The organism is Microtetraspora fusca (genome assembly GCF_001570365.1).
Classification (GTDB): Bacteria; Actinomycetota; Actinomycetes; order Streptosporangiales; family Streptosporangiaceae; genus Microtetraspora; species Microtetraspora fusca.
Genome location: NZ_BBYK01000052.1, coordinates 145,422 through 171,478 on the forward strand (window position 1 = coordinate 145,422; position 26,057 = coordinate 171,478).

At 72.7% G+C, this 26,057-nt stretch carries 25 protein-coding genes; 9 read left to right on the forward strand and 16 right to left on the reverse strand.

All coding sequences use genetic code 11. From position 1 onward, the window contains the following. The first annotated feature begins 17 nt into the window (after nucleotides 1–17). Entirely contained in the window at nucleotides 18–1,157 is a 1,140-nt protein-coding gene (locus tag AWQ68_RS22295) for an alkaline phosphatase family protein (RefSeq protein WP_066943219.1), read from the forward strand. Further along, complete coding sequence (locus tag AWQ68_RS22300) at nucleotides 1,154–1,972, forward strand: sulfurtransferase (protein ID WP_066943221.1); 819 nt, start codon at nucleotides 1,154–1,156, stop codon at nucleotides 1,970–1,972. The genes AWQ68_RS22295 and AWQ68_RS22300 overlap by 4 nt, the downstream gene beginning before the upstream one ends. 30 nt (nucleotides 1,973–2,002) lie before the next feature. Here AWQ68_RS22300 and AWQ68_RS22305 read toward each other — a convergent pair whose 3' ends face one another. The 4 genes from AWQ68_RS22305 to AWQ68_RS22320 form a co-directional block, all read right to left on the reverse strand. After that, nucleotides 2,003–4,453, reverse strand: coding sequence for a CHAT domain-containing protein (locus tag AWQ68_RS22305; protein WP_066943223.1), 2,451 nt, complete (start codon nucleotides 4,451–4,453; stop codon nucleotides 2,003–2,005). Between the two features lie 5 nt (nucleotides 4,454–4,458). Then, nucleotides 4,459–4,917, reverse strand: a complete 459-nt coding sequence (locus tag AWQ68_RS22310) for a hypothetical protein (protein WP_066943225.1) — start codon at nucleotides 4,915–4,917, stop codon at nucleotides 4,459–4,461. Further along, nucleotides 4,914–5,435, reverse strand: a complete 522-nt coding sequence (locus AWQ68_RS22315; protein ID WP_066943328.1) for an RNA polymerase sigma factor — start codon at nucleotides 5,433–5,435, stop codon at nucleotides 4,914–4,916. The genes AWQ68_RS22310 and AWQ68_RS22315 overlap by 4 nt, the downstream gene beginning before the upstream one ends. Before the next feature lie 76 nt (nucleotides 5,436–5,511). Continuing rightward, entirely contained in the window at nucleotides 5,512–6,573 is a 1,062-nt protein-coding gene (locus tag AWQ68_RS22320) for a S8 family peptidase (RefSeq protein WP_066943227.1), read from the reverse strand. A gap of 193 nt (nucleotides 6,574–6,766) precedes the next feature. On the opposite strand from AWQ68_RS22320, the gene AWQ68_RS22325 reads away from it, so the two are divergent. Beyond that, nucleotides 6,767–7,264 (forward strand): DUF3145 domain-containing protein, encoded by a 498-nt coding sequence (locus tag AWQ68_RS22325; protein ID WP_066943229.1) that lies wholly within the window; start codon nucleotides 6,767–6,769, stop codon nucleotides 7,262–7,264. Between the two features lie 189 nt (nucleotides 7,265–7,453). Here AWQ68_RS22325 and AWQ68_RS22330 read toward each other — a convergent pair whose 3' ends face one another. The 6 genes from AWQ68_RS22330 to AWQ68_RS22355 form a co-directional block, all read right to left on the reverse strand. Further along, nucleotides 7,454–8,872, reverse strand: coding sequence for an acyl-CoA carboxylase subunit beta (locus AWQ68_RS22330; RefSeq protein WP_066943231.1), 1,419 nt, complete (start codon nucleotides 8,870–8,872; stop codon nucleotides 7,454–7,456). A 13-nt stretch (nucleotides 8,873–8,885) separates the two neighbouring features. After that, a complete protein-coding gene (gene fabF / locus AWQ68_RS22335; protein ID WP_066943233.1) occupies nucleotides 8,886–10,118 on the reverse strand; it encodes a beta-ketoacyl-ACP synthase II in 1,233 nt (410 codons plus the stop codon). Nucleotides 10,119–10,231: 113 nt separating this feature from the next. Continuing rightward, nucleotides 10,232–10,471, reverse strand: coding sequence for an acyl carrier protein (locus AWQ68_RS22340; protein WP_066943235.1), 240 nt, complete (start codon nucleotides 10,469–10,471; stop codon nucleotides 10,232–10,234). Nucleotides 10,472–10,532: 61 nt separating this feature from the next. Continuing rightward, nucleotides 10,533–11,489: a beta-ketoacyl-ACP synthase III gene (locus tag AWQ68_RS22345; protein ID WP_066943237.1), complete on the reverse strand. Its 957-nt coding sequence runs from the start codon at nucleotides 11,487–11,489 to the stop codon at nucleotides 10,533–10,535. Then, nucleotides 11,486–12,388, reverse strand: a complete 903-nt coding sequence (locus AWQ68_RS22350) for an ACP S-malonyltransferase (protein ID WP_066943239.1) — start codon at nucleotides 12,386–12,388, stop codon at nucleotides 11,486–11,488. Before AWQ68_RS22350 ends, AWQ68_RS22345 begins: the two co-directional genes overlap by 4 nt. A 218-nt stretch (nucleotides 12,389–12,606) precedes the next feature. After that, nucleotides 12,607–13,827, reverse strand: a complete 1,221-nt coding sequence (locus tag AWQ68_RS22355) for a PucR family transcriptional regulator (protein WP_373281537.1) — start codon at nucleotides 13,825–13,827, stop codon at nucleotides 12,607–12,609. 99 nt (nucleotides 13,828–13,926) lie between these two features. Here AWQ68_RS22355 and AWQ68_RS22360 point away from each other — a divergent pair, with 99 nt between their 5' ends. Beyond that, nucleotides 13,927–14,616, forward strand: a complete 690-nt coding sequence (locus AWQ68_RS22360) for a helix-turn-helix domain-containing protein (RefSeq protein ID WP_066943332.1) — start codon at nucleotides 13,927–13,929, stop codon at nucleotides 14,614–14,616. A gap of 12 nt (nucleotides 14,617–14,628) precedes the next feature. Here the strand turns inward: AWQ68_RS22360 and AWQ68_RS22365 are convergent, their stop codons facing one another. The 4 genes from AWQ68_RS22365 to AWQ68_RS22380 form a co-directional block, all read right to left on the reverse strand. Beyond that, complete coding sequence (locus AWQ68_RS22365) at nucleotides 14,629–15,024, reverse strand: VOC family protein (protein WP_066943241.1); 396 nt, start codon at nucleotides 15,022–15,024, stop codon at nucleotides 14,629–14,631. Nucleotides 15,025–15,124: 100 nt separating this feature from the next. Then, nucleotides 15,125–15,574 (reverse strand): DUF350 domain-containing protein, encoded by a 450-nt coding sequence (locus AWQ68_RS22370; protein WP_066943243.1) that lies wholly within the window; start codon nucleotides 15,572–15,574, stop codon nucleotides 15,125–15,127. A gap of 120 nt (nucleotides 15,575–15,694) precedes the next feature. Next, on the reverse strand, nucleotides 15,695–16,858 hold the full coding sequence (locus AWQ68_RS22375; protein ID WP_066943245.1) for a glutathionylspermidine synthase family protein: 1,164 nt from the start codon (nucleotides 16,856–16,858) through the stop codon (nucleotides 15,695–15,697). A 10-nt stretch (nucleotides 16,859–16,868) separates the two neighbouring features. Then, complete coding sequence (locus AWQ68_RS22380; protein WP_157545575.1) at nucleotides 16,869–17,306, reverse strand: hypothetical protein; 438 nt, start codon at nucleotides 17,304–17,306, stop codon at nucleotides 16,869–16,871. 126 nt (nucleotides 17,307–17,432) lie between these two features. On the opposite strand from AWQ68_RS22380, the gene AWQ68_RS22385 reads away from it, so the two are divergent. The 3 genes from AWQ68_RS22385 to AWQ68_RS22395 all read left to right on the forward strand — a co-directional run bounded on the left by AWQ68_RS22385 (nucleotide 17,433) and on the right by AWQ68_RS22395 (nucleotide 19,185). After that, nucleotides 17,433–18,416, forward strand: coding sequence for a PHP domain-containing protein (locus tag AWQ68_RS22385; RefSeq protein WP_066943249.1), 984 nt, complete (start codon nucleotides 17,433–17,435; stop codon nucleotides 18,414–18,416). 69 nt (nucleotides 18,417–18,485) lie between these two features. Beyond that, nucleotides 18,486–18,800, forward strand: coding sequence for a helix-turn-helix transcriptional regulator (locus tag AWQ68_RS22390; protein WP_066943252.1), 315 nt, complete (start codon nucleotides 18,486–18,488; stop codon nucleotides 18,798–18,800). A gap of 13 nt (nucleotides 18,801–18,813) precedes the next feature. Continuing rightward, nucleotides 18,814–19,185, forward strand: coding sequence for a WYL domain-containing protein (locus AWQ68_RS22395; protein WP_066943254.1), 372 nt, complete (start codon nucleotides 18,814–18,816; stop codon nucleotides 19,183–19,185). A gap of 293 nt (nucleotides 19,186–19,478) precedes the next feature. Here AWQ68_RS22395 and AWQ68_RS22400 read toward each other — a convergent pair whose 3' ends face one another. After that, nucleotides 19,479–21,347: a S1 family peptidase gene (locus tag AWQ68_RS22400; RefSeq protein WP_157545577.1), complete on the reverse strand. Its 1,869-nt coding sequence runs from the start codon at nucleotides 21,345–21,347 to the stop codon at nucleotides 19,479–19,481. 313 nt (nucleotides 21,348–21,660) lie between these two features. Here AWQ68_RS22400 and AWQ68_RS22405 point away from each other — a divergent pair, with 313 nt between their 5' ends. After that, nucleotides 21,661–22,212: an RNA polymerase sigma factor gene (locus AWQ68_RS22405; protein ID WP_066943258.1), complete on the forward strand. Its 552-nt coding sequence runs from the start codon at nucleotides 21,661–21,663 to the stop codon at nucleotides 22,210–22,212. Continuing rightward, the gene (locus tag AWQ68_RS22410; RefSeq protein WP_066943260.1) at nucleotides 22,209–23,051 is read left to right on the forward strand and encodes a hypothetical protein; all 843 of its coding nucleotides are present in this window, start codon (nucleotides 22,209–22,211) and stop codon (nucleotides 23,049–23,051) included. Before AWQ68_RS22405 ends, AWQ68_RS22410 begins: the two co-directional genes overlap by 4 nt. Nucleotides 23,052–23,127: 76 nt before the next feature. On the opposite strand, the gene aceE is transcribed toward AWQ68_RS22410, so the two are convergent. Next, a complete protein-coding gene (aceE, locus tag AWQ68_RS22415; protein WP_066943262.1) occupies nucleotides 23,128–25,878 on the reverse strand; it encodes a pyruvate dehydrogenase (acetyl-transferring), homodimeric type in 2,751 nt (916 codons plus the stop codon). Nucleotides 25,879–26,057: the final 179 nt, after the last annotated feature.

A 26,057-nucleotide genomic window follows, 5' to 3' on the forward strand; every position in this document is an offset into this window, starting at 1 on the left:
CCGTCCCTGGAGGTGACGTGACCGAGTCCCGCTCCGGGCGCTCCGCCGTGCCGTACGTCCCGGAGTACGGCGGCGCCTCGCTGTCCGACCTTCCGGGGTCCGTGCTGGCCGCGCTGGGGGCCGGTGCGGAGAACACGCTGCGGCTCGACCCCGCCGAGCGGGTGTGCCTGTTCCTCGTGGACGGCCTGGGCGCCGACCTGTTGCGCGTCCATCCGGACGCCGCGCCGTTCCTGTCCGGGCAGCTGGGGCGGACGCTCACCGCCGGATTCCCCTCCTCGACGCCGACGAGCCTCGCCACCCTCGGCACGGGGTCGCCCCCCGGCGAGCACGGGATGGTCGGCATCCTCATGGCGGTCCCGGGGGAGGGGCGGTTGTTCAACTGCCTGCGCTGGACCGCCCCCGGCCACGCCGTCGACCCCGACTGGTGGCAGCCGGCCGAGACGGTCTACCAGCGGCTGGCCGCGGCGGGCGTGGACCCCGTCTACGTCGCGCCCGGGGCGTTCCGGGGGACCGGCCTCACCCGCGCCGTCTACCGGGGCGTACGGCACGTCGCGGCGGAGAGCGTGGACGACCGCGTCGAGGGCGTGCGGGAGGCGCTGCGCGGCCGGTCGTTCGTCACCGTCTACTACGGCGGCGTGGACGCGGCCGGCCACGAGACCGGCTGGGGCAGCACCCAGTGGCTGGAGGAGCTGGCCCTCGTCGACCGGATGGCCCAGCGGATCGCCGAGTCGCTGCCGCGCGGCTCGGTCATGTACGTCACCGCCGACCACGGCATGATCAACGCCGTCGAGAAGGTGGACGTGGACCTGCGACCCGAGCTGCGCGAGGGGGTGGCGCTCCTCGGCGGCGAGGCGCGGGTCCGCCACCTCTACACGGCGGAGGGGGCGGCCCCGGCGGTCCTGGAGACGTGGGCCGAGGCGCTGCGCGGCCGGGCCTGGGTGGTCTCCAGGGAAGAGGCCGTGGACTCCGGGTGGTTCGGCCCGGCCGTACGCAGGGAGTGGCTGGGCCGGATCGGCGACGTCGTGGCGGTGCCGTACGACGACTCCGCGATCGTCGCCTCCCAGGCCGAGCCCGTCGAAGCCGCCATGATCGGTTATCACGGCTCCCTGACGGCGGCCGAACAGAACGTCCCATTGTTGGAGGTAAGTGCCAGATGAGCACGCTTGTCACGCCCGAAGAGCTCGCGGGTCTCGATGGAGCCGCGATCCTCGATGTCCGCTGGCGGCTCGGTGGTGGACCGTCCGACCACGAGTCCTATGTGGAGGGCCACATCCCGGGCGCGGTCTTCTGCGCTCTCGACCTCGACCTCGCCGCCGCGCCCGGCGCCGGCGGGCGGCACCCGCTGCCCGAGGCCGCCGACTTCCAGGCGGCGATGCGCCGCCTCGGCGTGGACGGCTCCCGCCCGGTGGTCGTGTACGACGAGGCCGACGCCACGGCGGCGGCTCGGGCGTGGTGGACGCTGCGCTACTACGGCCACCAGGACGTGCGCGTTCTCGACGGCGGCATCCGGGCCTGGCGGCACGCCGGGCTCCCGATCGAGGAGGGGGCCGGGGCGGACCCGGCGCCCGGCGACTTCACCGCCGTCCCCGGAGGCATGCCGACGCTGGACGCCGGTCAGGCCGCCGACCTCGCCGTGAACGGCGTCCTGCTCGACGCCCGCGCCGGCGAGCGCTACCGCGGCGAGGTGGAGCCGATCGACCCGGTGGCCGGGCACGTCCCCGGCGCGGTCAGCGCGCCCACCTTCGAGAACGTCGAGCCCGGCGGCCGGTTCCACAACCGCGAGTTCCTGCGCGAACGGTTCAACACGCTCGGCGTGGTGGACGGCGTGCCGGTCGGGGCCTACTGCGGGTCGGGCGTCACCGCCGCGCACGAGGTGCTCGCGCTGGAGCTGGCCGGCATCCACGCCGCGCTCTACGTCGGCTCCTGGTCCCACTGGGTGACCGACCCCTCCCGCCCGGTGGCCACCGGCTGATCGGAGGAGGACGGCCCGCGGCGGTCGGCGTCAGCGGGCCGCCAGCCGGAGATCTCCCGCGCCGAAGCACACGAAACCCGGCACATCGGTCGCGGCGGCCGCCAACGCGAGCGCCTCGGCCGGCGTGCGCCCCTCCCTGAGGAGGGGGTGGAACACCCCCATCAGCGCCGGGGCCTCCTCGTCGCGTACCGGCACCACGCCGGCGATCACGCACCGGACGCCCCGGTCGAGGAAAGCGCCGGCCAGCCCGAGGACGGCTCCGTCCGCCGGGGCGTGCGCCATGCCCGCCTCGCACGCCGAGAGGATCACCAGCCTCGGCATCCGGTCCAGCCGGGCCAGGTCGTAGGCCATCAGCGGCCCGTCGTCGAGCGTGATCCGCGACAGCAGCGGGCCGCGCGGCGAGAAGGTCCCGTGCGCGGCGACATGCAGCACGTCGGCGCGGCCGAGGGCGGCGAGCACCGCGGCCCTCGTCGCGTCCACCCGGATCGCGCCCGGATGCGCCCGGACGACGGCGTCCGCCTCGACCGTCGCGTGCTCCAGCCCCGGCCCGGCCACCGCCACGACCACGGGATCCCGCACCGGAGGCGCCTGCGGCCCGGCGAGCCAGGAGGACGGGCTCGCGGCCACGGACACGGGACGGCCCCGCAGGGACGGGAGCAGCGGCCAGGGCAGGGTGTGCAGGGCGCCGGTCGGCACGATCGTCACCGGCCCGGCGGGCACGCCGAGCGGCTTGAGCAGGGCGTCGTCGAGCGCCGCGAGATCGCGGTCGAGGCCGCTCTCGGCGGGGACGTCGCGCAGGTTGCGCCGGCGCAGCGCGTAGCGCACCCGGACCGTGGCCTCGGCCGCCGCCGGATAGGAGCCGAGCCGTCGCAGGACGCTCCGGCCGGACGTCACCAGCACGCCCGTGAGGTCCGCGCCGCTGCGCACCAACTCGATCAACGCCCCCTCGGACGCCGGTCCCGGTTCGACGGGGAGACACGGCTCCGGAGCCACCCGTACGAGCGCCCGCCGGCGTTCGGAGCAGACGAGCACGGTCCACGGGTCGCCGCTTTCCAGCGCGAGCCGCACGCAGAAGCGGGCGAGATCCTCGGCGGACCGGACGGCGTACGCGCGCGCCTCGACGGGAGCGGCGGCCTCGCCGTCCGCCGTGGCGGCCGGGTGCGGCGCGAGCGCCGCCGCCACGCCCGCGCGGGCCGCGTTCAGCGCTCCGGCGAGGTCCCCGTCCAGGTGCCGCAGCACGGCCAGCGCGTGCTGCCGGACCACGACCGGGGCGGCGGAGCCGGCCAGGAGCGTCAGCCGGTCGCGCGCCGTGGACAGGTCACCCATCGCCATGGCCGCCTCGGCCGCGGTCAGGCGGAGCGCGGCCGCGTCGGACGCCGCGCCGCCGCCGTCGAGGTCGCCCGCGCAGGCCAGCATCTCGGCGAGCAGCTCGGGGCTCGGCCCGTCCAGCGCGAGCCGGGCGCGCAGCGCCACCTCGGTCGCGAGCGGCACCCGGGCGGTCCGCCCCTGCCGTACCAGTTCGGACCGCGCCGCCTCGGCCGAGGCGCGGGCGTCCGCGGCCGCCCCTGTGAGCAGCTCGACCTGGGACAGCAGCAGCCGGGCGTCCGCGAGCCCGGCCTGCGCTCCGGACCCGGCGAGATCCGGGACGGCCCGCTCCAGCAGCGTGCGGGCCTCCCCGAGCAGCCGCGCCCCGACCAGCGCGTGCGCGAAGTCGGTGCGCATCGCGGCCAGCCGCTCGGGATAGCCGAACAGCGTGGCCTCCGCGGCCCGATAACTCTCGAACGCCCCCGAGATGTCGCCGCGCCGCGCGGCCACGAACGGCAGGTTGCCCTCGGCGAGCATGGCGAGGTGGTCGAGCCCCGCGTCCCTGGCGATCCGCGCGCACGCCGACAGGTCCGCCTCGGCCCGCGCGTACTCCTCCAGATAGGTACGCGCGACGCCCCGGTTCAGCAGCCCGCCCGCGTGGAACCGCGGGTCGGCGGCCAGCCCGCCGAGCGCGTCGTCGCAGTGCCGTACGGCGTCGCCGAAGCGGCCGAGCAGGATGAGCGCGGCGGAGCGCTGGACGCCGAGCCGGGCCAGATCGACGCCGGCGAGGTCGCGCTCGGCGAGGTCGGCCAGCCGCAGCCCGCGCTCGGGGTCGCCGAGCTCGGCCGTGATGGTCACCAGCGACATCCGCGCCTGCGCCACCCGGTTCGGGAAGTCCGCGCCGACGGTCACGGCTCGTTCGAGCCGCTCGACGGCGAGGTCGATGTCGCCCAGCTCGCGGGCCGCGAGGGCCGCCGCGCGCAGGGCCACCGGGACCGCCTCGGCGTACCGCCGGGCGCCGGACGCCTGCGCTTCGGCCTCGGCCAGGACGGCGCGGGCCTCCGCCTCGGCGAGCTCGGGATCGGTGGCCGACAGCCAGACCGCGCGCTCGGCCCGGGCCAGCGGGGTCGCCTCATCGCCGTCCAGGCTGACACCGACCGGCGCGCCGGAGCTCACGGCGGTCAATCGCGGACGTGGAGCCAGCGCGTGGCCACCGGAGCACGATCTGGCCGATGGCAGACCACGCTGACCCAGCCGGGAGGCAGACCGGCCACCGCGAAGTGGCCCGTCTCGGACGGGACGCGGCTGCTGCCCGCGCCCGGGGTGCGGACCTCGATCCTGGCGTCGGGGCCGGGAGCGGGGGAGACCTGCCCGGCCACGTCGAGGCGGTCATCGGCGACGGTCACCTCGACGTCGAGGATGAGGCCGTCCGCGGCGAACCGGTGCATCACGGGCCGTCCCTCCGAGCGGGCACCCACGCCCGGCCCGACCTCGGCCGGGCTCGCCACCACGGCGCCGGGCAGCCGCAGCGCGAAGGCGGCCCGCGCGGCGGCGGACACACGGCCCGGCACCGGATCGGCCCCGGCGGCCATCCGCAGCGCCGCCAGCAGATACGTGGGCAGGTGGTCGTCGTCGGTCACCGTTCCTCCTCGATCAGCGCCCTCAGCCGGGACACGCACCGGGAGCGGGTCGGCCCGATGCTCCCCATCGGGAGACCGAGGCGCATGGAGATCTGGGCGTACTTCGCGTCGGGGTTCAGCGCGTACAGGCGGAGCAGCGAGCGGCACGGCTCGGCCAGCCCGTCCAGTCGCAGCCAGAGCCGACGGCCGAACTCGGCGTCCACCACGGACGCGGCGGGGTCGGGGACGGGCACGTCGGGGAGCGCGTCCGCCGCCGGGCGCTCTCCCCGGGACCGCCGGGCGAGCCGGACCGCCTCGTGCCGGGTCGTCGTGATCAGCCAGGCACCGATCCGCTCGGGGTCGCGGATGCCGTCCAGGCTCTCGACCATCCGCAGCCACGCGCCCTGGACGGCGTCGGCCGCGTCGGCCGGGCCGAGCCCGCACGCGCGGGCCACCGCCCACATCCGGCCGTCGAAGCGGGTGACGAGCTCCTCCCAGGCCGCCTGGTCCAGGCCCGGGAACGTCTTCTCAGAGTGCATGTCCGTCACCCCACGCGTCGGAGAGGATGCGAAGCGCGATCACCCTACCGGGCTCGGCCGCGCCCGGCGGGGCCTTTCACCCGACCGGTCCGGCCGCCCTCTCCTCGTCGCGGCCCCGCGGCACCGTCACGCCGAGGCCGGGCACGCGCCGGCTGTCCAGGAGCGCGTGCCGTACGGCGCGGGCGGGCGGCATCTCCCGGCACAGCCGCGCCACCGCTCCCGTGACGACCGCGGCCGCGAACGACGTGCCGCTCCACGTCGCGTAGCCGTGGAAGGCCCCGTGCTCCAGGAAGCTGCTCGTCAGCTCCACACCCTGGGCACAGGCGCCGACCCAGGGCCCGTGCGCCGAGAAGGAGGCCCGTGCCGCGCCGTCGAGCGCGCCGACGGCGACCACGTCCGGCAGCGCCGCGGGCCAGAACGGGCGGGAGGAGGCGGTGTTCCCCGCGCACGCGACCACCGCCGGGAAGGGGCGCAACGCCTCGGTCAGCCCGAGCGGCGGCTCGTCGTCCACGGTGTAACCGCCCATGGAGAGGTTGAGGACGTCGATCCGCTCGCCGCCGAGTCGCTCCAGCGCGCGCAGCAGCGTCGCCTGATCGCTCACCCCGTGGCTGTCGAGGACCCGTACGGCACGCAACCGGACGCCCGGGGACTCCCGCAGGATCAGCCCGGCCACGAACGTGCCGTGCCCGGCCTGCTCGTCGAGCACACCGTCGCGGTCGGCGTCGGGGATCTCCGCGACCTCGTCGGAGTACCACTCGGCGAGCCACGGGTGCGGGGCCAGCCCGGTGTCCAGCACGCCGACCGTGACGCCCCACGGCTCCTCCCGCGCGTACGGCACCGGCCGTGCGGGGACCGGCCGGCCGCCGGGGCCGCCGAACAGCAGCGGCTGGCCGAGGAGGACGTGGTTGGGCGAGGCGTGGTGTCCCCGGTCGCGCAGCTCGGCCGCGAGGTCGAGGACGTCGGCGTCGGGCGACAGCCGCAGGTGGTGGACCGGCCCGGCCGGGACGGCGGCGACCGTCCATCGGGAGACCGCGCTCAGCGACGAGGTGATCAGCTCTCCGGGGCGGATGAGGGCGGGGCGGCCGGGCTCGGGTTCGACGATCCGGACCCCGGGGAGGCCGCCGGCGGGTGGGCGCATGGGGGGTGGCCCTTCGCGTCGGAAATCTTACTGAGTGCAGTCTTCCCTATACGGATCGTTGTCAAGCCCTAATCCGTATGACCCCCCTCTGGTGCCTGGCTGCGACGGACGGTAGTCTCTCCTTCAGTCACTTGTGATCATCCCAGTGTGAGGCCGTTGGGGAAGGCGCACCTCATGCGATTTGGGAGGTCCGGTGGCAGCTGCTCGTGGCGTGCTGTACGTCCACTCGGCTCAGCCTGCGTTGTGCCCGCATATCGAGTGGGCCGTCGCAGGCGTTCTTGGCGTGCCCGTCGATCTGACGTGGACCGCCCAGCCTGCCGCGCCCGGGGCCGTTCGTGCCCAGGCGGAGTGGGAGGGGCGTCCGGGGACGGCGGCGGCGATCTCGTCGTCGCTCATGGCCTGGCAGCGCATCCGATTCGAGATCACCGAGGACGCCTCGCCCGGCGTGGACGGCTCCCGCTACGCGTACACGCCGACGCTCGGCGCCTTCACGGCCGTCGTCGGCGCGAACGGCGACATCCTGATCCCCGAGGACCGGTTGCGCACCGCCATGCTCATGGCGTCGCTGGGCCGGGTCGTCCTGGAGGACGAGCTGGACCGCCTCCTCGGCAAGCAGTGGGGCGAGGAGCTGGAGTCCTTCCGGTACGCCGGTGAGGGCGCCCCCGTCCGCTGGCTGCACGCGGCCGTCTGACGGCGCCGCGCCTGCCCCGTTCGGTGTGCCGTACACCGGGCGGTCGCGGCTGACCGCGGGCCGAGCGCCACCGGCCCATGCCGCACGAGGGGTCTTCCGACATGAGAACAGGCGCCGGTCCAGTTGCTGGACCGGCGCCTGTGTCGTCGCCGTCGACCCGGCCGCCGTACCGCGGAGGCCGGGTCAGGGTCAGAGCGGGATGTTGCCGTGCGCGCCGCGCGCCGGGGTGGCCTGGGCCAGGACCTTGGCGATCGTGCCCCGGGTCTTCGCCGGCTCGATCACCTCGTCGACGACCCCGAGGTCGATGGCGCGGGCGACGCCGCCCGACATCTTCTCGTGCTCCTCGGCGAGCTTGGCCTCCAGCGCCGGGCGCTCCTCCTCCGGCACGGCGGCGAGCTCGCGTCGCTTGAGGATCCGGACCGCGGCCACCGCGCCCGTCACGCCCACGTCCATGGTGGGCCACGCGAAGACACGGGTCGCGCCGAGCGCGCGCGAGTTCATCGCGATGTACGCGCCGCCGTACGACTTGCGGGTGACCAGCGTCACCCGGGGCACCGACGCCTCCGCGAAGGCGTGCAGCAGCTTGGCGCCGCGGCGCACGACGCCGTCGTGCTCCTGGCCCACGCCCGGGAGGTAGCCGGGCGTGTCGACCAGGACCACCAGCGGGACCCCGAGGGCGTCGCACATCCGGACGAACCGGGCGGCCTTCTCGGCCGAGGTGGAGTCGAGGCAGCCGCCGAGCCGCATCGGGTTGTTGGCGACGACGCCGACCGTGCGCCCGCCGAGACGGCCGAGCATGGTCACCATGTTGGGCGCCCACTTGGGGTGCAGCTCGACGCCCGGCTCGTCCAGGAGACCGTTCACGAGCGGGTGCACGTCGTAGGCGCGGCGCGGGCTGTCCGGCAGCAGGTCGCTGAAGTCGACCTCGTCGACGTCGCGCACCCGGCCCTGGTGGCCGAGCAGCGACGCGATCTGGCGGGCCTTGAGCAGCGCCTCGGCCTCGGTCTTGGTCACCACATGGGCGACGCCGCTGCGCTTGCTGTGCGGCTCGGGGCCGCCCAGCGAGGCCATGTCGATCTCTTCGCCGGTGACGCTGCGCACGACGTCCGGCCCGGTCACGAAGATCCGGCCGCTGTCGGAGAGGATCACGATGTCGGTGAGGGCCGGGCCGTAGGCCGCGCCGCCCGCCGCCGCCCCGACGACGACCGAGATCTGCGGGACGACGCCCGACGCCTTGGTCATGGCGGCGAACACGCGGCCCACCGCGTGCAGCGACTCGACGCCCTCGGCCAGGCGGGCCCCGCCGGAGTGCCAGACACCGATCACCGGGACGCGCTCGCGGACGGCCACGTCGTACGCGTGGACGATGTGCTCGCAGCCGTCACTGCCCATCGCGCCGCCCTGGACCCGGGCGTCGCTGCAGAACGCGACGACGGGGACGCCCTCGACGCGGCCGGTGACGGCCAGGACGCCGCTCTTGTCCTCGGGGCTGATCAGCCGGATCGAGCCCTCGTCCAGCAGGTGGCCGAGCCGTACCCGGGGATCGCGGGGATCGGCGGCCTCCTCGTCCGAGGCCGGGGTCACCACCCTGTTGTCAAGCACAGTCATCTGGGGCTCCTAGTCACACAGTGGTGAAGGCCACGGCGACGTTGTGTCCGCCGAACCCGAACGAGTTGTTGATGGCGGCGAGCTGGCCACCGTCGAGCTTCCGGGGCTCGCCGCGCACGAGGTCCACCTCGATGCCGTCGGCGGGGTCGTCGAGGTTGGCGATGGCCGGCACGATGCGCTCGTGCAGGGCAAGGATCGTGAAGATCGACTCGATGCCGCCCGCGCCGCCGAGGAGGTGACCGGTCATCGACTTGGTGGCGGTGACGATCGCGTGGCTCCCGAGGGCCTCCTTGATCGCCCGGGCCTCGATCTCGTCGCCGACCGGGGTCGACGTGGCGTGCGCGTTCACGTGGGCGACGTCTGCCGGGGTGAGACCCGCGTCCTTGAGCGCGCGGAGCATGGCCTCCCGGCCGCCCCGGCCCTCCGGCTCGGGCCCGGTGATGTGGTAGGCGTCGCTGGAGTAGCCGACGCCGGCCGCCTCGGCGTAGATGCGGGCGCCGCGCGCCCGGGCGTGCTCCTCGGACTCCAGCACCACGATGCCGGCGCCCTCGCCGAGCACGAAGCCGTCGCGGCCCTTGTCGAAGGGGCGGGAGGCGCGCTCGGGCTCGTCGTTGCGGGTGGACATGGTGCGGGCCGCGGCGAACGACGCCACGTTCAGGCCGTGGATCGCGGCCTCGGTGCCGCCCGCGACCACGATGTCGGCGCGGCCGGAGCGGATCATGTCGATGCCGTAGCCGATGGACTCGGCGCCGGTCGCGCAGGCGCTGACCGTGGAGTGCGCCCCAGCCTTGGCGCCCAGTTCGATGCTGATCCAGCCGGCGGAGCCGTTCGGCATGAGCATGGGGACCGTGAACGGCGAGAGCCGGTTCCAGCCCTTCTCCCGGTACAGGTCGTACGCGGAGAGGATCGTGCCGATGCCGCCGATGCCGCTGCCCACCACCACGCCGAGACGCTCGCCGTCGACCTCGGGCGCGCCCGCGTCCTGCCAGGCCTGCCTGGCGGCGATCAGGGCGAACTGCTCCGCGCGGTCCAGCCGCCGGGCCTCCGGCCGGGGCAGCACATCGCCCGGGTCGACCGCGGCCACGCCGGCGAACTTCACCGGAACGGTGTCGACCCAGTCCTCGGTGATGGGGCGGATTCCCGACTTCCCGTCGAGGAGCGCCGACCAGGTCGAGGCGACGTCTCCACCGAGGGGCGTCGTCGCGCCGAGCCCGGTGACAACGACACGTACCCGGTTCGTACTCACTTCTGTGCACTCCTCTTGTTGGTCGTGGACGTGAATGTGCCGCGGCACGGCACATTCACGAGGCCGTCTGGCGGGGCTGGGACCGCCGGGCTCTCGCTCGGCGGTCTCCCGACTCAGGCCTGGATGAAGTTGATGACGTCCTTGACGGTCTTCAGGTGCTTGAGCTGGTCGTCGGGGATCTCGACGCCGAACTCGTCCTGGGCGGCGACGGCGATCTCGACCATGGAGAGCGAGTCGATGTCGAGGTCGTCCACGAAGTTCTTCTCCGGGGTGACCTCGGTCGCCGGGATGCCGGTGATCTCGTTGATGATCTTGCCAAGGCCGGCGAGGATCTCCTGCTCGGTCACTGCCATGTCGCGATTTCTCCTTGAATTTCGGATTTTTCAGGGTTTGTACGGCAGGCCGTACAAAGCGTTACGGGATCTCGATGACCTGCCCGGCGTAGGTGAGGCCGGCACCGAAGCCGAGCAGCAGGGCCAGGCCGCCCGGCTGCACCTCGCCGCGCTCGATCATCCGGGAGAGCGCGAGCGGGATCGAGGCCGCCGACGTGTTGCCGGCGAGCACGATGTCCCTCGCGATCACCGCGTTGTCGGCGCCCAGCTTACGGGCGATCGCCTCGACGATCCGCAGGTTGGCCTGGTGCGGGACGAAGGCGCTGAGTTCGGCGGGGTCCACACCCGCACGCTCGCACGCCAGCTTCGCCACCGGGTGAAGCGCGGTCGTGGCCCAGCGGAACACCGTCTGGCCTTCCTGGTGCAGGAAGGAGTTGCGGTCCTTCACCGCGATCGCGTCGAACTTGTCGCCGGCGCTGCCCCACACGACCGGGCCGATCCTCGGCTGGTCGGACGGGCCGACGACCGCGGCGCCCGCGCCGTCGGCGAAGATCACCACGGTGGCGCGGTCGTCATGGTCGACCCACTGGCTGAGCTTCTCGGTGCCGACGACCAGCACGTGCCGCGCCGATCCCGCGCGGACCGCGTCCGCGGCGGCGGAGAGGGCGTAGCAGAAGCCGGCGCACGCGGCGTTCACGTCGAACGCGCCCGGCGCCTCGATGCCGAGCCGGTGGGCGACCCGGGCCGAGGCGTTCGGGATCTGCGCCTCCAGGGTGCAGGTGGCCACGATCACCAGGTCGATGTCGGAGCTGGACAGGCCGCTCGCGGCGAGGGCCTTGCCGCCCGCCTGGACCGCGAGGTCGATCTCCGACTCGCCCGGCCCGGCGACGCGCCGCTCCTTGATGCCGACCCTGGTCTGGATCCACTCGTCGTTGGTGTCGATCCGCTTGGCCAGGTCGTCGTTGGTCACGATGTCGGCGGGCTGGTAACCGCCGAACGCCAGAATCTTGGCCCCCGGAGCCCCCTGGGACAGTCTCACTGCTCGTTCAACCCCTCTCGGACGGCTTCGAGGTCCTCCGGCGTCTTGAGGGCGAAGGTGCGTACGCCCTTCAGCCCGCGCTTGGCCAGGCCGGTCAGCGTACCGCCCGGCAGGAGCTCGATCATGGTGGTGACCCCGCGCTCCGCCATGGTGCCCATGCAGGCGTCCCAGCGGACCGGGTTGCTGACCTGGTCGATCAGGCGGTGCAGGTACTCCGCGCCGGTGGCGACGGCCGCGCCGTCCGCGTTGGACAGCAGCGTGACGCGGGGATCCGCCGGGGTGAGGTCCGCGGCGGCCGCGCGAAGGTCGTCGACGGCCGGGGACATGTGCTCCGTGTGGAACGCGCCCGCCACGGAGAGCGGGATCAGCCGCGCCCGCTGGGGCGGCTCCTCCTTGAACGCGGCCAGCTGCTCCAGCGTGCCGCCCGCGACGATCTGGCCCGCGCCGTTGATGTTGGCCGGGGTGAGGCCGTGCTTCTCGATGATGGCGAGCACGTCCTCCTCGACGCCGCCGAGCACCGCGGTCATGCCGGTCTCGGTGACGGCGGCGGCCTTGGCCATCGCCTGCCCGCGCACCCGGACGAGGCCGAGCGCCTGCTCGGGAGTCAGCACCCCGGCGATGGCGGCGGCGGCGAGCTCACCCACGCTGTGCCCGGCGACCATGTCCGGCGCGACCCCGAGAGCCTCGTACGACGCGAGCGCGGCCGCCACGAGCAGGGGCTGCGCGACGGCGGTGTCACGGATCTCGTCCGCGTCCGCCGTGGTGCCGTACGCGATCAGATCGAGGCCCACGATCTCGGACCAGGCGGAGAGCCGGTCGCGGAAACCGGGGATCTCAAGCCACGGGCTCAGGAATCCTGGGGTCTGGGCGCCTTGGCCCGGAGAGACGATGACGAGCACATCACAACCCTGCCCTGTAGGGGTTCACCACAGAGATGGAGATCCGGACGAAGTTTGCGGTGATCGCGTTGTAGGGAACCTACAGTCCCGGCGTTCGCACGAACCGGTGGATGTCCACGAATCTCGGCCCGGGCCGGTCACTTCGCCGGAAGGAACCCGCGGTCCTCGCGGAGCCGGCTTCGCTCCCTCTATCTTGGTGAACTCGCTCGGAGAGCGCACTAGGCGACGCCGAGCCGGCCGAGAATCAGCCCGACTTGCAGAGTGAAGGCCGAGCGGCCCTCGGTGGGCTGGTAGCCGGTGAGCTCGGTGATCTTCCGCAGGCGGTACCGCACCGTGTTCGGGTGGACGAACAGCAGCCGCGCGGTCGCCTCGAGCGAGGTCCCCTGCTCCAGGTACGTCGCGAGGGTGTCAAGCAGCGGCGTCCCCGCCAGCGGCGTGTAGACGTTCTCCACGAGCTGGACCCGGGCCGCCGGGTCGCCGTCGATGGCGCGTTCCGCGAGCAGATCTTCGGCCAGCACGGGGCGCGGCGCGTCGGGCCAGCCCGCGGCGGCGCGGAGCCCGGCGATGGCCGCGCGGGCCGAGCCGGCTGCCGCGTGCAGGTCGGGCACCTCCGGCCCGATCACGATCGGTCCCGGGCCGAAGCGGGGGACCACGCTGCGCGCGGCGTCCTTGATGCTGTTCGCGCCGCCGACGATGACGATCAGCCGGTCGCCCTGCACGCCCGCGAGCAGGTCGTAGCCGACCCGGCGCCCCCGGTCGCGCAGGCCGTCGATGACACTCTGCGGGTCGTCGCCCGGGGCATAGCCGGCGAAGACGACCACGGGGGAGGACGTCCAGCCGAGCGCCGCGGCCCACGAGTGCAGCCCGTCATCCACCTTGCCGCGGACCAGCGCGTCCACGATGAGCGCCTCCAGCCGGGCGTCCCAGGAGCCGCGCGCCTCCGCCTCCCGGGCGTACACCTGGGCGGCGGCGAAGGCGACGTCCCGGGTGTAGCGCAGCATGGCCTGGCGCAGCAGGTCCGCGCCGCCGGGGGCGGCCAGCTCCTCGACCTGCGCCTCCACGACCTCGACGGCGATGCGCACCATGTCGACCGTCTGCTGGAGCGAGACGCTGCGCTTGAGCTCACGGGGCGCGGTGCCGAAGAACTCTATGTTGGGCGTCGGGCGCCCCTCGCCCGCGTGGCCGAACCACTCGACGAACGCGGCGATCCCGGCCTGGGCCACCAGGCCGACCCACGACCGGTCCTCGGCCGACAGCGCGCGGTACCAGGGGAGCTGCTCCTCCATCCGCGCCATCGCCGCCGTGCCCAGGCTGCCCATCGCCCGGTCGAGCCGTCGCGCGGTGTCTCTGCGCACTCTGTCCTCCGGCCGGCCGCTCTCGTCGGCGTCCCTGCCGGCAGGTGCGCCGTTCTTGCTCGCTGGCTCGCTCCGCTCCGTCACGGTTCTAGCGTGCCAGGTCACGGCGGATGCTGCGGCCAGGGACGCCCTGGCCGCAGCCGCCCGGCCGAGCGGTCGGCACGGGATGGAATGCTGGGGACCATGTACCGCGAGAGGCCCTCACGGGTGCCCGGGGCGGTGGTGTGGGGGCGGCCGGGGGCGAGCCCCGGGGCGACCCTGCGGATCCTCCCCGACGGCTGCATGGACCTGCTGTGGGTGGGAGGCGAGCTGCTGGTGGCCGGGCCCGACCCGGTCGCCTACCTGGGCACGGGCACGGGGGACGCGGCCGGCTACACGGGCATCCGGTTCGCGCCCGGCACCGCCCCCGCCGTCCTCGGCGTGCCCGCGGACGAGCTGCGCGGGCTACGGGTGCCGCTGGCCGACCTGTGGCCCGAGGCCGAGGTCGGACGGCTCGCCGAGCGCGTCCACACGGCGCCCCGTCCGGGCGTCGCGCTGGAGGAGCTGGCCGTCGGGCGGCTCGCGTCCGCCCCGCCCCCGGACCCGGCCGTCCCCGGCGTCGTCGCGATGCTGCGCGAGGGCGCGGCGGTCGCCGAGGTGGCGGACGCGGCGGGCCTGAGCGAGCGGCAGCTCCGCCGCCGCTGCCTCCCCGCCTTCGGGTACGGCCCGAAGGCCCTCATGCGGATCCTGCGGATGGACCGCGCCCTCACCCTGGCCAGGACCGGCGTGCCGTACGCCGACGTCGCGGCCCGCACCGGCTACGCCGACCAGGCGCACCTCTCGCGTGAGGTGAAGGCGCTGGCCGGCGTCCCGCTCGGCGTCCTGATCGCCTGACGGCGGCCCCGGTCAGGAGGGGAGCGGGGCGAAGAGGTCCACGCCGTTGCCGTCCGGGTCGCGGACCAGGGCGTAGCGCTGGCCCCAGAAGGCGTCCCAGGGTTCTTTGTGGCCCTCGTACCCGGCCGCGACGAGGTCCTCGTAGACGCGGTCCACCTCCTTGGGGTCGGCGCAGGCGAACGCGAGCGAGACGCGGGAGCCGCCTGCCGGCGCCGTCCAGCCGGGGTCGAAGGAGCGGATCGTGTCGACGGTGTCCCAGGCGAGCCGCAGCCCGCCGGGGAGCGTCGTCTCGACGTGCGGGGCGGAGTCCGCCTCGGCCGGGATGTCGAGGCCGAGCCGCCGGTAGAAGGCCAGCGACGCGCCCATGTCCGCGACGACGAGGCCGATGAGGTTGAAGGTCGGTGCCATGTCCCCTGACCCTAGGGGCGGGAACGGGCGGCTGTCTTGAAGGAATCGGACACGCGGGCGGTTGCTCCGACCCGCGCGTCGGCGGCGGCGGGGACGGCTGTCAGATGACGGCTACGGCGGTGATCAGGCCGATGACGACGTGGGTGGCCGACAGCAGGACCGTGGCCGGCTGGAGCGTCGCCTCGTCGAGCAGCGTCCGCACCGGGATGCCGATGACGCGGTCGAAGACGAGCATGGCGATCGTCTGGACGGCGATGCCGACCACGCCGAAGACCAGGGTGGCGATCAGCCCTTCGCGCACCGCGCCGCCCGACGACCAGATCGACGCGGCGACGATCAGCCCGACCGCCACCAGACCGGATAGGGCCAGGGCGGCGGCGTTGGGGTTGCGCTCCTCGCGGATGAGCCGGCTGAGCCGTCCGGGCGTGGCGAGGTCGATCGCGTAGAAGCCGGCGACGAGCAGCAGCACGCCGAGCACGGCGTACGCGCCGATCGCCAGCGCTCCGTTGCCGAGCACCTCGGTGAAGGGGGTGGACTGGGTGGTCACCATGGCTCCTTGATGGGCGGCCCTGAGCGGGCGGTTCGGGGGATCGGATCGCTGAAGGACTGCTCGGCGACGCCGCGTCGGCGCGTCGGCGCGTCCGGGAGGCCACGCGGTGTCGCGGGGCGGTCAGGACGGCGCGATGCGGTGCGGCACGAACGAGGAGGTGTCGTCGGTGATCAGGCCGGAGGTCTCCCGGATGCCGAGGCCGACGGACTCGTCCTCGACCACCCAGGCGCCCAGCACCGGTCGGCGGCCGTCGAACTCCGGCAGCGGCAGGAACTCCTGGTGGACGAACCCCTCGGCGCCGTAGTCGCCGGGCGTGTCGAGGGTGAGGCCGGGCGACACGACCCGCATCGAGGCGCCCTCACGCCCGAGCAGCGGCTTCCGGATGTACGACGACATGTCGCGTGGGCCGTCCAGGTAGGCCGGGAGCAGGTTGGGATGGCCCGGATACAGCTCCCAGAGGATCGCCAGCAGCGCCTTGTTGGACAGCAGCATCTTCCACAGGGGCTCGATCCAGGCCACGGTCCGCTGCTGGGCGAGGGCGTGCGCGCCGAAGGGCTCGGCCACCATCCACTCCCAGGGATAGAGCTTGAACATCGACCGGATCACGCGGTACTCGGTGTCGACGAAACGCCGGTTCACCGGGTCCCAGCCGATGTCCTCCATCGCGATGGCGGCCGTCTTCAGCCCGGCCTGGTCGGCGGTCTCCTGCAGGTAGCCGAGCGTCATCGCCTCCTCGCCGGTCTCGTCCGCGCCGGTCCACGCGAAGTGCGTCGGGCCGGTCGGGAAGCCCGGGGCGAGCGCGCGCCAGCGGTCGACGAGCCGCTCGTGGATCGAGTTCCACTGGTCGTCGTCCGGATGGACGTCCTTCAGCCAGAACCACTGGATCACCGAGCTCTCGACCAGGCTCGTCGGGGTGTCGGCGTTGTACTCCAGCAGCTTGGCCGGTCCCGAGCCGTCGTAGCGCAGGTCGAACCGGCCGTACAGATGCGGGTCCCGGCGCCGCCACGACTCCGCGACCGCGGCCCGGCAGTGGGCGGGGACGGCGAAGTCGGCCATGCGGTCGTGCGTGACGACGTGCTCCACCGCGGCAAGGCACATCCGGTGCAGTTCCTCGACCTGCTCCTCCAGGGCGAGGACCTCCTCCATGGTGAGGACGTAGTGGACGCTCTCGTCCCAGTACGGCCGGTCGAGGTTCTCCGGGTGGGACGAGCGGTGGAAGGCGAGGCCCTGGGACTCGATCAGCTCGGCCCAGCCGTCGCGCGGGGTCGATCGTTCACGTCTCATCGGCGCGCGGTCAGCTCCCGCCGCCGCCGGAGTGGAACCCGAAGCCGCCGCGCTGGATCACGCGGCCGGTCCTTGTGGTGACCTGCGCGTCCGTGGGCTTGAGCGTCGTGCCCTGCCATACGCGGCCGCCCATCCGGTTGCCGCCGTAGTACCAGCCGTACGCGCCGTGCGAGCCGCGGTAGTGGTAATGGCTCTCGTCGCAGTAGCTGTCGTCGACGATGGTGTAGGAGCCGTCGGGGTTGCGGCTGTTGAGGTCCACGCAGTCGGCGCCGACCTCCTCGTAGCGCTTCTGCGCCGCGCAGAATCCGACGACGAGCGTGGACAGCACGCCGACGGCGCCGAGCTTGACGGCGGTCGACGACATGCCGCGCCGCTTCGGCGGGGTGTCGCCGGCCCCCATCGCCATCGGATGACGCGACGGGCCGGGGCTCTCCCCTGAGGCGGTCATCGGGCTCCTGTCGGTCGGGGTCGGCACAGCGTACCGCTCGGGGGGATCAACGGGGATACATCCCGTGAGGGTTCCCTTTCATCGTTTACCGTAACGATCAGGTATTTCTGGGTACCAGACCCTATTGTGAACCCGGTCGAGGCGCTGAAGCGGATCGCCTTCCTGCTGGAACGTGCGGGCGCGCCGACCTATCGCGTCCGCGCCTTCCGCGGCGCAGCCGCCACCGTCGCCGGGCTGCCCCACGACGAGCTGGTACGGCTGGCGCGTAGCGGCGGCCTGACCGACCTGAAGGGCATCGGCGAGGTCACCGCGCTCGCCGTCACCGAGGCGCTCAACGGCGAGGTCCCCACATATCTGCGCCGCCTGGAGGACACGCAGGACGTCGATCTCGACGACGCCACCGCCGCGATGCGCGTCGCGCTCAAGGGCGACCTGCACAGCCACACGGACTGGTCGGACGGGGGATCGCCGATCGAGGAGATGGCGGCGGCGGCCGTCGCCCTCGGTCACGAGTACCTCGCGGTCACCGACCACTCGCCCCGGCTGACCGTCGCGCGCGGCCTGTCCGCCGACCGGCTGCGGAGCCAGCTCGACGTGATCGCCCGGATCAACGCCGGCCTGCGCCCCTTCCGGCTGCTCACCGGCATCGAGGTGGACATCAAGGCCGACGGCTCCCTCGACCAGGAGCCTGAGCTGCTCGAACGGCTGGACGTCGTCGTCGCCAGCGTCCACTCCCAGCTCCGGATGGAACCGGAGGAGATGACCCGGCGCATGGTCACGGCCGTGGCCAACCCGCACGTGGACGTGCTCGGCCACTGCACCGGCAGGGTCGTCAAGGGCAAGGGGCGGCCGGAGTCCAGGTTCGACGCCGAGATCGTCTTCGAGGCGTGCCGCAGGTTCGGCGTGGCCGTCGAGATCAACTCGCGGCCGGACCGGCTCGACCCGCCGAAGCGGCTGATGCGCCTCGCGTACGAGACGGGGTGCGACTTCTCCATCGACTCCGACGCGCACGCGCCCGGCCAGCTCGACTGGCAGCGGTACGGCTGCGCGCGGGCCGTGCAGTGCGGCATCCCTCCGGACCGGATCGTCAACACCCGGTCGCGGGGGTGACAGGGCTGTGGCCCTTGCGACAGGCGCGTAATACCGGGATATGTCGGGCGGCGGTCGTAGCGTCGAGGCATGGATCACCAGGACGCGCGCGACGAGAGGCGGGAGGCGGTCCGCCGCGCGATCGACCGGGCGCTGCTGGAACGGCAGGTGCTGCGCATCGAGTACGCGGGCGGCAGGGGCGAGACCACCACGAGAGAGGTCGAGCCGAGCGTCTTCCTGGGCGGCCGGGGAGGCGTGTGGTACCTGGTGGCCTGGTGCCGGCTCCGTTATGACGTTCGGGTGTTCCGGCTGAACCGGATCCTCTCCGCCGAGCCGACCGGCGAGCGCTACCCCGAGCCGGACACCGAGCGACTCTCCCGCACCCGCGACGCGTTCGGGCCCTGAACATCCGCCGGGAATGTGCCGGCTGCGGAACGACGCGCGTGTCTTCCGCCTCGACCGGATCGCGTCCGCGGTCCTGACGGACGAGTCGGCCCCGCGGCGGCCGGTCGACCAGGCACAGGCGGCGGACGGTACGGACTACCGGATCGTCAGCTACGCCGGCGACGATCGGCCCCGCGGCGGAGTGCGGGGCATCGACGACGGCTCCTCCGATTACGCCATCTTCACCGTCGCCGTCCGGGATGTGGAGGAGGCCTGCGCCACGATCGAGGACCTCGGCGGCAAGGTGGAGGACAAGGTGGTCGGAAGCGACGCCTCGCCCGACTGCGCCTACGCCCGTGACAGTGCGGGCAACCTCTTCGGCATCTTCACCCCCAAGGCCAGATGACCCGTGGTTCCCGGCACGAGCGGGAAGAACGCTGAGCCCCGGTCAGGCCGCGGGCGGGGTGACCGGGGCGGCCCGCTGAAGCGGCGGCGCGCCCGCACGCCTCCTGGGACGTGAGCGGGACGGGCCGCCGACCTGATGGGTGCAGCGCGGTAGGCCGGGCGGCGGGACGGGCCTGCGGCTCCAGGCGCGTGAGAGGCACGGCCGCTACGACCCCGGCGAATGGGCGAGATCGCCAGCCCGGCGAAGAAACGACTGAAAGGCCCGCCGGCGGATCCCCGGCGGGCCTTCCCTGCTCAGGCATCGGGCGCCTGCCGCTGGCCGAGGCGGCGGCGTAGCTCGGCGACCTCGCGCTCCAGCTCCGCGACGTCGCGCTCCGCGCCCTGCTGGTACGCCGGGGGAGCGGGGCGCACGTACCGGGTGGCCCCGTCCGGCGCCTGGATCGGCTGCCCGTACTGGTCGTAGCGCGGGTGGCCGTCGTGCCGGTCGTCGTGGCCGGTCTGGTCGTAGCCCGGTCCGCCGTACTGCGGCTGCGGCGGGTACTGGCCCTGGGCCGGTCCTCCCCGCGAGTACGCGCCGGGCGACGGGGCGCCGGAGGACTCGCCCTGCGGCAACGCGTACCGCTGCGGCGCCGCCGGCTGCCGCCACTCCTGGCGCTCCTCCTGCCCGCCGATCGCCGTCGCCTGGACGCCGCCGTACGCCTGGCCGTACGAGGGAGGGGTGGCGGTGGCCCGCTTGCGGCGGCGCCGCAGCACCATGAGCAGCGCGAGCCCGCCGCCGACGACGATCAGGACGCCGAGGCCGATGGCGATCCAGAGCCAGACGGGCTGGGGCGTCTCGTCCTTGCCGGCCGAGATCGCCTGCTGGGAGTCGGTGATGTACTTCGCGACGTACGGGTGGTTCGGGTGGAGGGCCTGGACCTCACGGAACAGGGGCAGCGCGTCCTTGTAGTGCTTGGCGAAGAAGGCGTCGAGTGCCTCGTTGTACTTCGTCGTGGTCAGCGACGCCGACGGCTTGACGTTCTTCTCGTTGAGCTTCTCCTTGATGATGGAGACCGGCAGCACGAAGCTCTCGTTCTCCGACGCCTCGCCGCCCTCGCTGACGGTTCCGGCGATCAGCATGCCGACGACCTTGCCGTCGCGGCTGAAGACGGGGCCGCCGGAGTTCCCGTGGTAGGACGGCGCCTGGGTCTGGATGTACGGGACGCCCTCGGTCGTGGTGCGCCGGGCGTTGTACGGTCCTTCCGTCATCGCGGGGTCGAGCTTGGACTCGATGCTGAAGAACGGGGTGTTGGTGACCAGGCCGGGGAAGCCGCTGATGTACAGCGTGTCGCCGGTCTGCACGTCGGAGTCGTCGCCCAGCGGGACCGTCGGCAGGTTCTGCTGGTTGTTGACCTTCAGCAGCGCGAAGTCCTTGCCGGGGTAGCTCTCGCCCACGGAGACGAGCTCGGCCGGGACCTCCTTGGCGGTCTTGTCCACGCCGCCGCCGGGGAGCGACTGCAGCACGGCGAGGCTCTTCTGCAACTTCTGCAGCTTCATGTGCGCCGAGTTGAAGTTGATGTAGACCATCTGCGCGGCCTCGATCAGCGCGTCGTCGGCGACGACGTTCTCCAGCCCCTTGATGACCTCCTGCGCGTCCTCCTCGTTGAACTTCTGCAGCGCCTGCTGGGCGAAGGTCTGCGACAGCTCGTCGTCGCTCATGTCGACGCAGTGCGCGCCGGTGACCATGTAGCCGTCCGGGGTGACCCACCAGCCGGTGCACATGCCGCCGACCCGTGCCTCGACCTTACGGTTCGGCGCGGCCGGGATCAGGTACTTGTCCACGTCGGCGGCCATCCGCTTGAACATGTACTTGTACATGCTGGGTTCGTCCGACGGGATCTTGCCCGCCGCCACCAGGACCTGGATCTGCGTGGCGAGTTCCTCCAGCGCACCCTGCCGGACCTCCGCCGTCGGCACGACGACCTCGGCGCTGAAGGTGAGGCTGGTGAGCTGGACGGCCGGGTGGGCGCGGGCGGCCAGCAGCGTGCCCACGGAGACGTTCTCGCCGCCGTCGGCCCAGGCCGGGGACGAGGTCGGGGCCGCCACAGTAGCTGTCACGGCAAGCAGGGCGGTCGCCGCCGTCGCGGCCAATCCCCTGATCAATGTCGCTAAATATCCATTCACGCGGGCAATCGTCGGTTACCCATCTTGTCCATGGCTTGTGACTGACTTGGCGGGACGACAAGCGAGCCGGGACGACCCCGGCGAGCGGCCGAAACGAGCACCCCGGCCCTGAAACGCCCGGCTCCGAAACGCCCAGGTCCGGAACGCCCGGCTCCGAAACGCCCAGGTCCGGAACGTCCGGCTGCGGAACACCCAGGTCCGGAACGCCCGGCCGCGGAACGCGGGCTCTGAAATGCTCCCCGGCGAGCGGGACACATGGAGGGTGTCAGACCGAGACGCGACGCTACCGGCGTCCCCGGAAAGGAGAGGGTCGTTGGGACCTCCCGACACGCGAAGGCACCGCTTCGAGGAGATCTACCGGAGACATCACGACGCTGTGCTCGCCTATATCGTCCGCCGTACGGACAACGGCCATGACGCGGCGGACGTCCTCGCCGAGACGTTCCTCGTCGCCTGGAGGCGGCTCGACGAGGTGCCCGACGGCGAACGGGCCCGGCCGTGGCTGTTCGGCGTCGCCCGGCGCACCCTCGCGAACCTGCGTCGCGGCGCGCGGCGGCGCACCGCGCTGAGCGAGAGGCTGCGCGGCGAACTCGCCCACGCGCACCGCCACGCGGCCCCCGCGACCGAGCCGTCCGCCGTCGCCGTGGCCTTCCGGCGCCTGCCCGAGCAGGACAGAGAACTGCTGGCGCTCGCCGGTTGGGAGGGCCTGGACTTCGGGGAGATCGCCGTCGTCCTCGGCTGCTCCCGCAACGCCGTACGGATCCGGATGTTCCGGGCGCGGCGGCGCTTCGCCCGAGAGCTGAACACCCACGAAGACCTGATCGGGGAGCGAGTGGTACCCGCGTCAGAAGGAGGCGTCGCGTGAACGTCGAACGGCTCAACCCGATCAGCGAGGAGGAGGCCGCCGCGATGGTGAGCCGCCAGACCAGGGACGACCTGGCCGAGCGCATCATGACGGCGCCGCCCGACGAGGCCCCGGCGCCCGTACGGCATGGCCGGTGGGGGCGGCGGCTGCTCGTCGGCGTCCCCCTGGCCGCCGTGGTCGCCGCCGCGGGGGTGGTCGTGTTCTCGGTCGCCGGTCCCGACCAGAAGGTCGGCCCGGTGTCCCTCGGTCCGAACCGGGCCGACGCCGCCGCGCTGTCCTTCCGCAAGGAGGGCGGCTCCCTCGTCGTCACGGTCAAGGACCCGGTCGCGGACCCGGCGCGCTACCGGAAGGAGTTCGCGGCCCACGGGCTGAACATCGAGCTCGACCTCAAGCCCGTCTCGCCGAGGAACGCCGGGACCGTCGTCTTCCTGGAGGACCAGGAGGGCAGCAGGATCGAGGTGATCCAGGCCGAGGGGGAGTGCGGGGTCGAGATCTGCAACGTCGGCGTCAAGGTTCCCGTGGACTACAAGGGATACGCCCACATCATCTTCGGCCGCGAGGCCCGCCCCGGCGAGATGTACGACACCGGCCCAGGCGACCGGCCCGGCGAAGGCGTCGGCCTGCCGGAGATCCCCGGACGTACGATGGCCGAGGCGTGGGACGTCCTGGCCGAACGGAAGATCACCGACGTCGAGTACCGCTACGAGTTCCGCGGCTCCGACCGGCCCTATCCGAACGGGCTCACCCGCGACCAGGTGAAGCCGGAGTGGTACGTCCGCGACGCGCTGGCCGGAAGTGAGGGGCAGGTCATCCTGTTCGTCAGCCCTGAGAAGGAATGAACGCGTCGGGCCCCGGACACGGGGTCCGGGGCCCGAAGGCCCGGGTCCGCCGTGGCGGACCCGGAACAGCAGGGAGCTACACGCCCATCGACTGGGTGTCGTTGGTCTCCGCCGGAGCGCCGACCTCGGTCACGCCGTTCTTCAGGTGGTAGCGGGCGACCGCCTCGCGCAGCACCTCGGGCTTGACCTCGCCGCGCCGGGCGAGCTGGGTCAGCACCGCCAGCGTGATCGAGGCGGCGTCCACGTGGAAGTGGCGGCGCAGCGCCGAGCGGGTGTCCGACAGGCCGAAGCCGTCGGTGCCGAGCGAGCTCCAGTCACCGGGCACCCACTGGGCGATCTGGTCCTGGACGGCCCGCATGTAGTCGCTGACGCCCACGAACGGGCCCTGCGCCTCGGACAGCTTCCGCGTGACGTACGGCACGCGCTGCTCGGCGTCGGGGTTGAGCAGGTTGTGCTCCTCGACCGCGAGGGCCTCCCGGCGGAGCTCCGACCACGAGGTGGCCGACCAGACGGAGGCTTCCACGCCCCAGTCCTCGGCGAGGAGGCGCTGCGCCTCCAGTGCCCACGGGCCGGCGACGCCGGAAACCAGGATGTTGGCCTTCGGCCCCCCGGTCGCGGGGGCGGGGGCGAACAGGTACAGGCCCTTGAGGATGCCCTCGACGTCCACGTCCGCCGGCTGCGCGGGCTGCGGGTACGGCTCGTTGTAGACGGTCAGGTAGTAGAAGACGTTCTCCGGCGACTCGCCGTACATCCTGCGCAGGCCGTCCTTGACGATGTGCGCGATCTCGAACGCCCAGGCCGGGTCGTAGGCGACGGCGGCCGGGTTCGTCGAGGCGATGAGCGGCGTGTGGCCGTCCTCGTGCTGGAGGCCCTCGCCGTTCAGGGTGGTGCGGCCGGCGGTCGCGCCGAGCAGGAAGCCGCGGCCCATCTGGTCGGCGAGCTGCCACATCTGGTCGGCGGTGCGCTGGAACCCGAACATCGAGTAGAAGATGTAGATCGGGATCATGTGCTCGCCGTGCGTGGCGTAGGAGGTGCCGGTGGCGATCACCGAGCCCATCGAGCCGGCCTCGCTGATGCCCTCGTGCAGGATCTGCCCCTCTGTGGACTCCTTGTAGGAGAGCAGCAGCTCCCGGTCGACCGCCTCGTACGTCTGCCCGTGCGGCGAGTAGATCTTGGCGGTCGGGAACATCGCGTCGACGCCGAAGGTGCGCGCCTCGTCGGGAATGATCGGCACGAACCGGTGACCGATCTCCTTGTCCCGCATGAGGTCCTTCAGCAGCCGGACGAACGCCATGGTGGTGGCGACGTTCTGCTTGCCCGAGCCCTTGGCGAGCTGCTTGTAGACGTCGTCGCCGGGCAGCTTGAGGGCCTTGGCCCGGGTGAGCCGTTTGGGCAGGAAACCACCGAGCGCGGCCCGGCGCTCCTTCATGTAGGCGATCTCCTCGTTGTCCTCGCCGGGGTGGAAGTACGGCGGGAGGTCGCCTTCGAGGTCCTTGTCCGGGATCGGCAGGTAGAGCCGGTCGCGGAACTCCTTGAGCTCGGCCTTCGACATCTTCTTCATCTGGTGAGTCGCGTTGCGCGCCTCGAAGTCCTTGCCGAGGGTCCAGCCCTTGATGGTCTGGGCGAGGATGACGGTCGGCTGGCCGACGTGCTCGCTGGCCGCCTTGAACGCCGCGTAGACCTTGCGGTAGTCGTGGCCGCCGCGCGACAGCTTGCGGATGTCGTCGTCGGTCAGGTGCTCGACCATCTTGCGCAGCCGCGGGTCGCTGCCGAAGAAGTGATCACGGATGTACGCCCCGGACTCGACCGAGTAGGTCTGGAACTGGCCGTCGGGCGTGGTGTTCATCTGGTTGACCAGGACGCCGTCCACGTCGGCGGCGAGCAGCGGGTCCCAGTCGCGGCCCCAGACGACCTTGATGACGTTCCAGCCGGCGCCCCGGAAGTAGGACTCCAGCTCCTGGATGATCTTGCCGTTGCCGCGTACCGGACCGTCGAGTCGCTGCAGGTTGCAGTTGATGACGAAGGTGAGGTTGTCCAGCTCCTCGCGCGCGGCCAGACCGATCGCGCCCAGCGACTCGGGCTCGTCCATCTCGCCGTCGCCCAGGAAGCACCACACGTGGCTGCGGCTGGTGTCCTTGATCTGGCGGTTCAGCAGGTAGCGGTTGAACCGCGCCTGGTAGATCGCCGCGATCGGCCCCAGACCCATGGAGACCGTGGGGAACTCCCAGAAGTCGGGCATGAGCCGCGGGTGCGGGTAGGACGGCAGACCCTTGATCCCGTGGGACAGCTCCTGCCGGAACGCGTCCAGCTCCGGAGCCGACAGGCGGCCCTCGAGGAACGCGCGGGCGTAGATGCCGGGCGCCGCGTGACCCTGGATGAACACCTGGTCACCGGACTCGCCGTGGTCCTTGCCCCGGAAGAAGTGGTTGAAGCCCACCTCGTACAGCGAGGCCGCGGAGGCGTACGTCGCGATGTGGCCGCCGACGTTGGTGCGGGCGTTGGCCCGGGTGACCATCACGGCCGCGTTCCAGCGGATGTAGGCCCGGATGCGGCGCTCGACGTACTCGTCGCCGGGGAACCAGGGCTCTCGCTCCGGTGGAATGGTGTTGATGTAGTCGGTGCTCCGCAGGCCGGGCACGCCGACCTGGTGCTCTCGAGCCCGCTCCAGGAGTCGGAGCATCAGATAGCGGGCGCGGGTGCGGCCCTCCGTCTTGATGACGTTGTCGAGCGATTCGAGCCATTCCCTGGTCTCGCTCGGGTCGACATCAGGCAACTGGCTGGGTAGGCCGTCACTGATGATCGAGAAGCGCTGGCGTCCGGAAGCCACTGGGTCTCGCCTTCCGAGGATGGACTATGTCTTGTCTAGGCACTTCCATCCTGGCCGCTTGCCCCGGAAAGTGCATCTCTACTGCCGGGTAACCAGGATGTCCCTGCTGGCAGGCAGGGATACAAGGCCTAGACCACCGATGGTAGGACGATTCTTACAGACCGCCCAGAGTGTCTCGG